We start from the raw sequence: 12,841 nt of genomic DNA on the forward strand, positions 1-12,841 counted from the left end.
CGCTAGATATAGTGGTCAAAATTCTGAGCTCCTTCATTTATCAACACCCTATTAAATTAAAGCGTTGAGGATTAATATTGGTTGACACTTTCAAAGAAACAGAGAGGTACCCCCCCCCTCACCTATTCAGGTGCCTCATATCCACAGCCTTTTACTGGACAAAATCTGCAAATGATATTTTGTCCAGTATTGAGCGATTTTTTTGCAAACTTACGGATCATGGTGTTAGTCGCATTTTTACTCAATATTACCTTCCATTAATTCAATTTTCTTGTTTTCAATAGCAACTTCCAAAACGGTTGATGGACCTCGCAATTTTTCACCAAGAACCCAGACACAACGTTTGGCACGGGTAACGGCAACATAGAGTCGATTGTGTGCAACATAGTTTTGGAACATTCGGCTAGCAGTTGAAGTCACACTCGATGAGTTTGGCACTCGCCCATCATCAACCCCTATCAATACAACAGCTTCAAATTCAAGCCCCCCTACGTAGTCCGCATGCCCCAACAAGAATTGGCTAGCTCTTTCGGCAATTTTTATAGCTTGGATATCTCCACGCTCCTCCAATACAATAGCCATTTTATTGTTGCCATTTACATAGCGTAGCGCATCATCCAAAAGTGCTCGATCAAAATATATCAATGCAACTTGGTGCCTTTTCAAACCATGCATAGCCTTAATCTTCTCTGCCGCCTTAAAACCCTGCTCTAATAGCGAAGCATCATTGTTGATTAGATAATAGCGTGGCGTTGGGTCTTCAATTGTATCGAAAACATAAGAAGCCTCAGAGACTGGGTTGTCAAAATTCGTAAACAGATTTGCACCATGCGATGTGATGGAAAATGCTAAATCTGTAATCGATGGTGAGCATCGGAACACGGCTCGGAGGGTGGTACGGCGCTCTTCATTGCTCATGCCAATTGATTGATGGAAATCTGTGTCATTCCACGCAATGTCGCCCAAGGCCTGTGATAGGTCGATCGCATAAGAAATAGGAGTCGACTTTGAATCTTTAGTCAAATAATGAATTAAAGAAAGTTCATTCATGTTGAATAAATGAACTTCATCAATAAATATTGCGTCATAACCGTCTCGAACCCTGCGTCTTCGCCAAATTGGTGAATCGAGCTTTGACAATGTGGAAATTGCTACGTCATCAGGGTCGAATTGAGAAATTGTATTTAGGATTGAACTATATCGCTTAAAGATATCGAAAATAAATTTCCGGTCGTTATTCGTTTGCAGCGGTAATCCATAATTTGGTCGATTGACAACTTTATATTTCTCAAACTCTTCATCGCATCGCCCTTTGATAACAACGCTAATCTCGTGGCGCACTAACTCAGCAATATGGAAAAGGTCATCCTTCCAGAATGTTTCATAGAGTTCATTACTGATGAAGTCTTTATGTCCAGTCATTTCAATTTTTGTTTCTTCAAGCAATCCGACTAAATGCAAGAGTTGTGCATTTTTTGCCTCAGTGGAATCAGCGTCCAAAAGCTCAGAATCATGGACATCACTTTGCAAGAATGAACGGCAAACATCCTGTAGCGTTTTAATCTCCAAAATAGAATGAACATCGTGCAATTGCATAGATTTGCTCATAACATCGATAAAGTATGACACGTTCTTAACCATGGCTTGGCTAGGGGAAATGAATAAAAATTTCACAGGTGAGCCATTAGCTTTAGCTATGGCTATCCCTTTCAAGCACTTCAAAACCATGCAAATCGTTTTCCCGGATCCTGCTGGACCTTCAATCCTCGCCGGCTCCATATAGTCACGAAGTACAAACTCACGTTGCCGTACCGATAGCTTGGAGATTGGATCTGTCTGCCCGATTATTGTTGATGAAGAGACTGGCGATTCCGTCAAGTCAACACCTAAAAGTACTGAGGTTGGATTGGGCAGGTATTCATTCTTCTTCTGTCCATAAATCTCGTGAGAAAATATTTGATCAATTGCCTTGTTAAAATTCGTTTCAGAGTACTCTTCCCGTATGCCTTCACCTTCGACAGTCCCAAACTTATACGCAAGGAGGTGTTGTCCACTATAACGCTTTGCTATACGACGAGCATTCGGTTCACGTTCAACCGTAATCCGGTAAGAGCTCGCACGATTGATTGGATACGGGAATATGATTGCCTTCGTAGATCCTACTGGCAAATACTCATTATTGTTGAGACTTAATTTATTCCAATATTTAATTGCAAAGCGGAACAATTTCTGAACTGCAGTAAGAACCATCGGGTCAGAAACCTTATTTAGATCAAAGAATTCCAGGTCAAGTGTCAGCGTATTTTTTTCGCTAGAAAATTGTTCGTTAACGGCGGTTAGCACAACACCTTTTTTAGACTCGATGCAACGTACTCCCAGTAGTTCATTGTTAAATTTATCAGGTGATCCTTTGAATAAGGAAATAAGATCCTGAGAATTTTCAAAGTCTATGCTTTGGAATTCACGGTTTGTGACAATTGCCTTCACGGCTCCTTCGGTGATGCCAATATAATCAACGAATTTCATACCTAGCTTTCAGATTAGTTAACTCAGTTATGTCAATATCAGCTGTGCCGATCCTGGAGTAATAATGTGTGAATCGTTGCAATATATGTTCGATATATGGCGACCTTAATACCGAAACAATTTCACCTTGTTCAAGATCATCCAGAAAGAGCTGTCCATACACTCCAGTAGGGTCACGGTCAAATTTGAATTTTTCAATCCCAACTGCAAGTTCGTCTAACAATGAACGTGCTAAAGTTATCGGCTGGGTAAAATCGACAATATAACCCACACTTGGCTCATTTAATTGGATACGTTCGATAAAATGAGAGTCCATCCTAGAGTTGCGCCATAGTGATTCAAGCAACTTATTGTACGGATCTTTAAAAGCTTTTACCTTAGGATTCAGCTGGCCGCCTTCTAGATAGGAGCGCAACATTTCAACATTCTGAATATCTTTTGGGGTAGCACCATTCTTAGTTAAGACCTCGATCGTCGTCTCATATCCATAAATACGGAAAGAGGATGTCGAAAGGCCAAACTTTTTTAAAACAGTATGAGGGATTTCATCAACTACTTTTTTGCTTGATTCAATGATTTCAGATCTTCCAATCTGTTCGAGCCAGTCGGTAAGCGAATAGATTGGAAGACAAAGGATCGTTTTTGATTTGCGATGTGCAATATCGCAACGCGCTGATATAACTAGTCCAAAGGCTTTTTGCTTTTCTGCAACCTTGAGGCAGTTTAATATAGCGCCTTGTGTGAAGCGCCCTAATTCAGGGGAGGAAATTAGTTCTCGCATTTAATAGAGAATATTTATCATAAAAAGATTGAAATAGAAGAAATTTATTTCAACTGGTAATTGTTAATTTCTATATGTTCATATGGACACCCATGTTAAGGTTTTCGGGTTACTCTCCATAGGCTCCTCCTGACTTGCTAATGCTGTATCTGGGCAGCAATAAAAAAGATCCACAATATTTTACCTGGTGAAAATCTGCAAATGATATTCTTCCTAGCACTGAGAGACTTTGTTTGTGGACGTCCATCGCATAACCCTTGTCAGAGAAACAATCCAGACTATCTTCCGCCACGCCCGCTACTACGCCCCTGATTCGAGCGGCGATGCTCTTCCTTTTGCTTCGGCACATTCTTACCGCGATTTTCACGGTCGGTGCTCTTCCCCTTTCTGGCCGCAAGAACTTCTGTCGTGGCCACAAGCATGAGGCCAGCAGTACCCAATACAAACTTCCTTCTATCCATTACAATCTCCTTCACGCTTGCCGATTAACCACTGGGAGATATTCATAGCTAACTATCCACAATTTCATATTACAACGTCAACCTGTAAACTTTAACAGGTAATTGGTAATTTTTAAGTATTGTTAATTATAGCATAAGAAAATTCCCCAACCTTTCAACCACAAAATCTAAATTCCAAGATTTTTCCAAAGCGCTCTTGCCATCGGCCTGTTATCCACCAGCCCCGAAGAAAGGGACACGCCACACTTCCAGCAAAGCCCCATGGCCTGAATATCGCGCCCCTGCTGGCGCTTTAGCGGCGCAGCCGCATTTGTTTGACGCTTTTCCCTATTGCACCTGCGCGCCGGATTCGCTACCCCAGGCGGTCAGCGATATCCGGGTGCGCTACAACGATCCTGCCAATTCGCCACATACTCACTGCCTTGCGCAGCATATGTCTGTGCTCAGCACGAAGAACAGCAAAAAAATTTCAGAAAACTCAGGCAAACTGTGCCTGGCGCCCGTGTTGCATGGTTTCAAACATTTCCACCAATTCCCAATACACGCCCCAGGCAAAGCCCTGGCGCTGGCCGCCGCGCTCATCTAACAGCAGGCTTTGCAAATACGGCAGTCCCTGGCGTTTTTCAATTTGCGCCAGCAGTTGTTGAGACACGCGCGGCAGATCGGCTAAGCGCAGCGGCGGCGGATTTTCCTCCCATTGCGGCACCTGGCAATTGAAGATTTGCATGCAGCGCTCACGCAACTCCATATACGCTTGCTGCTGCCCGCGTTTGCGGTACAGCTCCAGCAAGGTCAGCCAACTGGCGGCGCGCTGATGCTGCGCCACCTCATCCTGCAAAATCCGGATCGCCACATCTTCCTGCTGCAAACTGGCCCAAAAGCGCGCCTCGGTCAGCGCGTCATGCATTTCCTCGACTTCCATCTGGGTATCGACCGCTTTCAAGCTGGCCGGCGCTTCTTCGTCGATGTGATCAAACACGCCTTCGCGGCGCAGATTTTCTTTTAAGCTTTGCGCATGCTTGAGCCAGCCGCCATCCCGCCCGGCCTCATCGCGCAGGGCCGGCAGATCGTCGATTTGCAAGCCGAAATCATCCGGCCCTTCTTGCAATTCCTGCACCAGAAAATCTTCCGCCGCATCCGCCTGGGCTTGCCAGTCGTCATCCTCTTCAATTTCCGGCGGCAGCATGAATCGGCTCATTTCCACTCTGGTCTTGGCCTGACTCACGCTTTGCTGCAGGCGGCGCATATGAAGCAACAGCCAGCCCATCGCGCCCAGCGCCAGACAGAGCAATAAAGCCAGCAGGAAAGCCCATTGTTGCTGACTGTCCCAACCCTGTTTGCTGTTGGCGTGCAGCGCGCTGATGCGGCTTTCCAGCGCTTGCAATTGCGTTTGCAGCAGACTCAAGTGCGCCTGCGCCGCCGGCGTCTGCTCCGGCGCTGGCGCGGTGTCGGCGGCTGGCGCGCTGTCCGTTTCGCCGCGCGGCGGTTGCGGCTTGGTTACGCTGAGCTGCAGCTGCGGTTCCGGGTGTTCCTGCGCCTTGGGCGCGGGCGCGCGCAAGGCTTCCATGCGCGCGCGCGTGAGCGCCAGTTTTTCCGCGCGCGCCTGATCGCGTGCGGTTTGATTGATTTCCTGTTTGTAGTCAGCGGGCAGGGGTTTGAGCTGGGCTTGCGGGCTTTGCCACAGATAATCAAAACTTTCCTGGTCATTGCAGAGATTGCGCACCAGCAGGCGCGCCTGATGCTCTTGCAGCCATTGGCGGGTCGAGAGTTGCAGTCCGCTGCTGCTGCGCTCCACCTGTAAATTCAGCAGCAGGCGCCCATCGGCGCTGCGCAAACTGGCCTGGTAGCAATGCGCGCCATACTGCGCAGCCTGTGGCAATTCCAGATGCGCCAGCACGCCTTGCGCGCCGCTGCTGTGGATTTGCAAAGGATGGGCCGCCAGCAAGCCGGACAGGCCGAACGCCAGCAGTCCGCTGCCGGCCATTGCAGTGCAATGGCGCAGTGACTTTTTGCGGCAGGGGCCAGCTTTGCGCATCTCAACTCTCCATCTGCGCGGCAAAGGTCCAAGCCGCAGCGCAAGCGCCGGTTTCCGGTGGACGGCATTCGCCGCTGTTATCGTGCGCCGGCGATTTGGCCGCCGGCTGCTTCACAATCGAACTGACGGCATACTCGCATAGCCGCCTGCTGTCTTTCCATTACGCAAGATTACGCAAAGCAACAGCAAGCCTACTGTCGAAGGGACAGAAGTGAGGTCTTTTCTGCTGCACATGCGGTAATGCTGCTGGAAGGAATGCGTCCCGGAATGCCTTGTTCCGGAGTTGTATGTTTGATAAGTGCGCGCACTGGTTCATGGCGCTTCTGACATGCGCGCAGGAAAATCTTAACAAATTTGTTGCAAACGTGTTGGTTTGTTACACATTAGTTGCGCTGACTCTTGATTGCCGCGCGGCATGGCGTTGCTTTGAGAGGGGAGGAGGGGACAGAGCGAAGGCGCCGCATGCGGCGCCTTGTTGCAGACTGGCAACGCAGCATTGCGTCGCCAAATCCGCCTGCGCGTAAAAATCAGCAGCAGGTAAACAGATACAGCGGGCCGCAGTCGTTGTACGAGGCAATCGCCAGCGGAATATCCTGCACCAGATCGCCGGTGGGCTTTTTCGGGATGCTGATGGTGATTTCACCATTCGGCAGCGTCCACTTGCGTGCATTATCGTCCCAGCCGAAATTGCCTTGCGGCTCATAGGCGCTGATATTCGCAGCCCATGGATATTGATAGCCGAAATAACGCAGCAGCGCATCGCGCGCGTCATGGATCAGGGCGCGTTTGAATTCCGGATCTTTCCAGGACAAGGCGACCGCGCGCACCCAGACCAATTGAAATTCAAGCAGGGTTTCGTAGCTGGGGATACTGTTATCCAATGGCATGATGTTCTCCTCTTAACGCGATGGGTGCGGCAGGATGCTGGGGAAGGTCGGCGGGGTGTTGCTGAGCGAGCGGGTTTGCACCAGGGAAATATGATGCAAATAGTAATTCGCCAGCGCGCGCGCTTCCAGTTCCGGCTGCGAGACGCCAGGCGCGGCGACCGGTTTGGGCGGCAGCGGCAGGCGGATTTTTTCCTGCTTATTGATGACCCAGCCTAAGGTTTCGCGCGGCGTGTATTCCGATGCGCCTTGCTGCGCCGTGAGGCGATAGGAGAAGGGATAGATATAACCGAATGCATCAAACAGCGCCTTGGGCGTATTGTCTAGCATTGCCTGCTCAAATTCCGGATTGCTCCAGCATTCCGCCACGGCGCATAGAATCACAGCGCGGAATTGCATGAATTTGTCGTAGATCCCCATTGCCGGGACGATCTCAAATGGAGGTGTGTGTTGGTACATGCTTGCTCCCTGGTTAAAAAGCCGGTTTAACATCAACATGTTGCACCGGCTGTGTTTGGCGACTTGCTGCAAGGCAAATCCCCGCCATTGTTGAACTGTACTGCAGTACAGTCCATTACAATTCATTACAGAACTTCGGCACTACCATGAATAAATGAATAAACTACCGGGTGTGACACTATTTAAGTGTTTGCAACGTGGGTGAAGCAATGTACAGGCCTTGGCGGCTGGCTCAGGTCTGTATGGCAAACGGGGTTGGCCAAGACCAACCCCGCTATGCATGCCGGCATTACGCCGCTGACTGTTGCAGGCGCTCGCGCGCGATGCGCAAGGCGCGCCAGGAACCGATACGCTCGGCATGCTGGCAGGCTTGCTGTAAATCCTCTTGTGCGGCATGCGGCGTTTGCTGAAAGCCGGCGCGCAGTAAATACAAGAATGGCAGGAAATAATGTTCGCCGTATTGCACCGATAAGGCCAGCGATTCATCAATCCGCGCCAGCGCTTGTTGCAACTCGCCTTGCTGCGCCAGCAGGGTGGCGGCGGTGGAGCTGTATTGCGCCACGCCCAGCATGCAGCCGAGATGGCGCAGCATGCCTGTCATTTGATCAATTCCGTCCAAATCCTGGTTGCACCAGGCGTGCCGGATCGCGCAATACGCCTGCACTGCCGGCAAACCATATTTCTGCCCCAGCGCCAGGCCGGTTTCGGCCACCTGGCGCATTTCATCGCGCGCTTCCAGGTCTTGCAACATATTCATCTTGTACATGCAAGCCAGACCGATTGAGGCCGGATGCCCGGTTTGCTGCGCCAGCTCAACTGCGGCATCCGCCAGGCGGAACACTTGTTCCAGCGGCGCATCCTGCAAATACACAATATTCGCCTGCGCCGCTGCGGACCATACCCCCATGTCCAGGCCATACAACATGCCGTGATGGCCGTGCTTTTGCAGATCGTAATGCGCCGCCACATATTCAAAATGGGCGCGCGCGGCTTCCAGTTCGCCGTCGATCCAATTCGCATTGCCATGCAGGGTGTGATAAATCAAATGCAAATCCGGGTCGCCGGTCAGCTCAGCCATTTGCAACAGGCGCTGGCACATCTCGCGCGTCAGCGCGCGGTCGTTGGCGACATGGTGATACACCGCCAGCGAGCACAGATTGGCGATGGGATATTTCAAATCCAGATCCGTCATATGGCGTGCGGCTTCCAGCAATTGCTGGGCTTGCTCGGCGCTGGCTTTGACGCGCGGATCTGACCAGCCGAATTGTTGCATCAGCGCATTGGTGCGGATGCGGTTGGCGTCCAGCAGCGCTTCCATGCGCTCGCTGCCTTGCAAGTGCTCGGCCCAGCCATTCACCTGTTCCGCCAGCTCGCAGGCGTCTTGATACACCGCTTGCGAGAGTGCGCGGTTGGCCGCGTCGATGCCATATTTGACCGCCGGGGAAAAGCGCCGCGCCAGACCATAATGCTGCGCCAGTTGCGCCAAACGGCGTTCCACCTCAGCCTTGCCGCCGGCCGCCAGCGCCTGCGCGATGCGTTCATGGGTTTCTTCACGCTGAATGCGCGGCATTGAGTCGTAAGCGGCGTCGCGGATCAGGGCGTGGCGGAAAATATAGCTGTCGCCTTGCACCCGGCGCTGACGGTAGATCAAATCGGCGGCGATTAATTGCTCCAGCTCGGTTTGCAGGGTGGCGTCATCCACCGGGGCGATTTGCAGCAAGAGATCATGATCAAATTCGCGCCCGATGGCCGCGCCCAGTTGCGCGGTTTCCTTGGCCGAACCCAGGCGCGCCAGACGCGCCGCCAGAAAGTCGCGCAGGGTGATCGGGATTTGCGCCGAATCAAACGCCGGCGACAATTCATAACTGCCATCCGGCGTCGCCAGCAAGAGTTCTTTCTCTTCCAGCATGCGCGCCAACTCTTCCACAAACAGCGGAATCCCGTCTGCGCGCTGGGACAGACGTTGCAGGGCGTTCGCCGACAGACGCTTGCCGGGCAGGGCCGCGCCTATCATTTGCGCAGAATCTTCGGCGGACAATTGTTGCAGGCGCAGATGGCTTAAGGCCAATTCGCTTTGCTCGATCTGCGCCGGATAGTTTTCGCGCGAGGTCATCAGCAGCATCATATGGCCGCTGGCTTTGCGCAGCTGTGAAATCAATTCCAGACTGGTCAAATCGATCCAGTGCAAATCTTCGACCACCAGCAACAGCGGTTTGCCGCGCCCCAGATGCAAAATCAATTCCTGCATCACATCCAGCAGGATTTTCTTTTGCCGGTCAGGCGACAATTGGCTGGGCGGATAAGCCGCCGGCAGCGGCAGCGCAAACCAGGAGCACAGCACGGCCAGGCTGTCTTCCAGCGCACAGCCGGCCAATTCGAGCGCATGCGAGAGCAGGGCCACGGCGCGCTCATCATCCTGCTCCAGATGCAATTGCAATTGCTGCTTGAGCATATGCAGGAAAGGATGCAGCGCATTGTTTTGATGTTCCGGGAAAGCGCGGCAATCCGCCACCACCGAACCGGCAGCGCGCGCCGCCACCGAAATCTCATACACCAGACGCGATTTGCCGATCCCGGCCTGGCCGCTGACCAGGGCGCAGGCCACGCCCAATTGCGCTGCCTGCCACACCTCCTGCAACTGGGCCAATTCCTGTTGCCGGCCGACAAAGCTGCGCACTTGCCCGCTGCGCGAAAAATTGAAGGCTTCCGAGCCGTGTTCGCCCAACAGGGGATAGCAGGCCAGGGTGCTTTCCGCGCCGCGCGCGTGCAGCATGCGGCCATCGTCAAATTCAGCGAACTGGTCGAGCAGACGGCGCGTACTGGCCGACACCAGCACTTGCCCGGCGCTGGCCTGACGCTGAATTTGCAGCGCCAGATTGGGCGTATTGCCGGACGGCGTGACGCCGGCGCGCACCAGCACAAAACCGGTATGCATGCCGATGCCGAATTCCAGACCTATGCCCTGGCTTTGCTGCAAGAGGCTGGAGCGGCGCCGCACCTGGCTGGCCATTTCCAGCGCAGTGCGCACCGCGCGCCGCGCATCGGTATCGCTGGCGTGCGGATAGCCGAAATAAAACATTTGCACATCGCCCAGGCTGCCGGCCTGGAAGCCGCCATAGCGCTGCGCGATATCATTCACCAGGCTCATTTGCTCGCGCTGCAGGGTTTCCAGCACATCCGGGTCGGCATCCGGCTGATGCGCATGCACCTGCACGCGGCAGCACAGCACGGTGAGCTGGGCGCGTTCGCTGGCGAAGCTGAGCGACATGCCCGGTAAAAATTCCATGGTGCGCGCCAATTGCGGATTGATGCGCGTGGTGTCGCCGCTGGCGTAGCCGTGCGTGTCCAGCGTCTCGCCCAGCGCGCCGACCAGATTGGCTAAATGGATATTGCGGAAATCGGCATACACGCTGGAAGCGTGCGCGGGCCGCTCATGCGGACTTTTTTGCAGCACCCGGCGCAATAAATCGCCCAGCGCATGACCGACTAAGGCCGGCGGCAGCGCCACCGGCTGCGGACTGAGTTGCTTATGGAAAATCTCGGCCAGGGTCAGACCTTGCATCACCGGGCGGCCGGTCAGGCACTCCAGCATCAGCAAGCCCCAGGCGTATAAATCGCTCTTTACGGTGGGCGGCTCGCCGCGCAGCTGTTCCGGTGCGCTGTAAGAGGGCGTGCCCATGGTTTCCTGGGTCATGGTCAGCTGGCGGTAATCCTGCTGCTGACGTTCCGGGATAAAAGTGGCGATGCCGAAATCGAGCACCTTCACATTGGCGCGCGTGCCGGTGTGCATCACCATCACGTTTTGCGGCTTCAAATCGCGGTGCGCAATCCCTTGCGCATGCGCGCACGCCAGCGCGTCCAGGACTTGTCCCATCAGCTCGCCGGCTTCGAGCGCGTCCAGCGTGCCTTTGCGCGTCAGGTATTCACGCAGGGTTTCGCCGGGGACATATTCAAAGCAGGCGAATAACTGGCCGTTGTTGCAGCGCCCGCGATCCAGCAAGCGCACGATATGCGTGTGATGCAGCTGTGCGCACAGCTCGGTTTCGCGCACAAAGCGCTCCATCTGGCGCTGGCTGCGTTTTTCATCGTCGCCTTCCTGCTGGCGCAAGAGTTTGAGGGCGACGATTTGTCCGGTGCTCAGCTGGCGCGCCTGATACACGCTGCCGGCCCCGCCTTCGCCCAATAACTGCAATAACTCATAGCCTTCCGGCTGGATGTTCATCAGCTGTCGCTCCCGGCTGGCTGGTTGTGCAGCAATTCACCTTCGGCTTGTGAGCCGCGCACGATGCGGAAATCCAATGCGCCGAAACGCACTTCGCCGCGTCGCCTTTCCACCAGTTCAGGCCAGGCCAGCGCTTCCGGCAGCGCTTGCATCAATTGATTGCGCGCCCGGAAAATCTGGATATTGATATGGGACACTTCCAGGCCCAGCATCTGTGACAATTGCGATAAAGCAATCCACCCCTGGCTGCTGGCGTCCAGACCGCGTTTATGGTCAGACAGGCGCTCGCGCGCCAGCGTCAGCAGACAGTAATGATGGGTGCGCTCACCCAGTTCGACCTTGCGCGTGCCGATCGTGACATCGAGCTGCACATGTTCCTCGTCCTGGCTGGCTAAGAAATTAAACAGCGCGGCGGCTTGCTGCTCGCGCCGCACCGAGCGCATATCCACCGTTTCCTGCAATTGCGGCGAACAGACGAATTCATACCGCTTATCATCAATGGTGATGATCTGCCCGTCTTGCAGGCGGCTTTCGCCATGCTCATCTTCCATCACCCATAAACCGGTGTGATTGACGTGCAGCGACACGGTGGCGCGCTCTTCGTCGGGCAGCAGATTGTGTAAGGGATTCAAGGGAATCGGCGCGCTGTCATCATCCAGCGCGGCCAGCACCGTGGCCGGCGCATCCAGGTTTTCCAGCTTCCATTGCGACTCGCGCGCATGGCCGAATTGCAGCACCTGGCCTGCTGCAAGCGTGGTCCAGACATTGGCCGGCAGCCGCTTGCCATCGACAAAGCTGCCATTGCGGCTCAAGTCGATGATTTCCCAGCGTTGGCTGTTCCAGCGGATACTGGCATGAATCTGCGAGGTGTCACTTGCCAGCAATACCGTTTGAGCGCTGGCGGGATTTCGCCCAAACGTATGGGTGGCGCGCAGAACCAGTCGTTTTTGTTGAAATTGTGATGTCAGAATGGCCATCTGATCTTCCTGTGTTTAACTGGCTTGTACAGGCGCCAGTGTAATATATTTCCCCCGCTTTGTTTCAAAACTTGTCCGCTGTATTACGCATCATAAACAGCTGTGATGTGCCTCATTTCCCGCAGCTGGTCACTGTACCGGCCTGCCTGCTTGAGATATTCATAAAACGAATTGCAAGCATTGGGAAATAAAATTTTGTTGATATCTGAACTGGCCCTACACTGAGCATCATTCCAACACAAAACAGCGAGGTCGCCATGCAATATTTTGACGCAGACAGCCGCACCGGCAGAAATCATCTGAAAGAATTGGCGCAGCCGATGTGCTACACCCCCGGCCTGCCGCTCGGCTGCGCCCCGCACACCGAGGGCGGCGGCGCTTTATATGGGGCCTGGCTGCTGGCGCATCTGGGACAGTTGTTGCGTTTGCGTTAAGTTTGCTGATATTTCATGCAAGCGGCTGCGGCAATCTGGCGTAAAACGGGTACACTTTGGCG

The 12,841-nt window shown here is 53.4% G+C and carries 8 protein-coding genes; 1 reads left to right on the forward strand and 7 read right to left on the reverse strand.

Going from position 1 to position 12,841, the window contains the following annotated elements; genetic code table 11:
• Positions 1-237: 237 nt before the first annotated feature.
• From V8J88_RS04715 to V8J88_RS04745, 7 genes are all read right to left on the reverse strand, one after another.
• Positions 238-2,526, reverse strand: a complete 2,289-nt coding sequence (locus V8J88_RS04715) for a UvrD-helicase domain-containing protein (protein WP_338848118.1) — start codon at positions 2,524-2,526, stop codon at positions 238-240.
• On the reverse strand, positions 2,513-3,307 hold the full coding sequence (locus tag V8J88_RS04720) for a hypothetical protein (RefSeq protein ID WP_338848119.1): 795 nt from the start codon (positions 3,305-3,307) through the stop codon (positions 2,513-2,515). Before V8J88_RS04720 ends, V8J88_RS04715 begins: the two co-directional genes overlap by 14 nt.
• A gap of 939 nt (positions 3,308-4,246) precedes the next feature.
• Positions 4,247-5,803, reverse strand: coding sequence for a hypothetical protein (locus V8J88_RS04725; RefSeq protein WP_338848120.1), 1,557 nt, complete (start codon positions 5,801-5,803; stop codon positions 4,247-4,249).
• 527 nt (positions 5,804-6,330) lie between these two features.
• Complete coding sequence (locus V8J88_RS04730; RefSeq protein ID WP_338848121.1) at positions 6,331-6,690, reverse strand: BMA_0021/BMA_0022 family TOMM bacteriocin; 360 nt, start codon at positions 6,688-6,690, stop codon at positions 6,331-6,333.
• A gap of 12 nt (positions 6,691-6,702) precedes the next feature.
• Complete coding sequence (locus V8J88_RS04735; RefSeq protein WP_338848122.1) at positions 6,703-7,146, reverse strand: BMA_0021/BMA_0022 family TOMM bacteriocin; 444 nt, start codon at positions 7,144-7,146, stop codon at positions 6,703-6,705.
• A 289-nt stretch (positions 7,147-7,435) separates the two neighbouring features.
• Positions 7,436-11,368, reverse strand: coding sequence for a TOMM system kinase/cyclase fusion protein (locus V8J88_RS04740; RefSeq protein WP_338848124.1), 3,933 nt, complete (start codon positions 11,366-11,368; stop codon positions 7,436-7,438).
• Positions 11,368-12,345, reverse strand: a complete 978-nt coding sequence (locus tag V8J88_RS04745) for an FHA domain-containing protein (protein WP_338848126.1) — start codon at positions 12,343-12,345, stop codon at positions 11,368-11,370. The genes V8J88_RS04740 and V8J88_RS04745 overlap by 1 nt, the downstream gene beginning before the upstream one ends.
• A gap of 257 nt (positions 12,346-12,602) precedes the next feature.
• Here V8J88_RS04745 and V8J88_RS04750 point away from each other — a divergent pair, with 257 nt between their 5' ends.
• Positions 12,603-12,779 carry a hypothetical protein gene (locus tag V8J88_RS04750; RefSeq protein WP_338848127.1) on the forward strand — a complete coding sequence of 59 codons (177 nt, stop codon included), beginning with the start codon at positions 12,603-12,605 and terminating at the stop codon, positions 12,777-12,779.
• Positions 12,780-12,841 lie beyond the last annotated feature (62 nt).

Origin of the sequence: Massilia sp. W12 (assembly GCF_037300705.1) — a bacterium.
Taxonomy (GTDB): domain Bacteria; phylum Pseudomonadota; class Gammaproteobacteria; order Burkholderiales; family Burkholderiaceae_D; genus JACPVY01.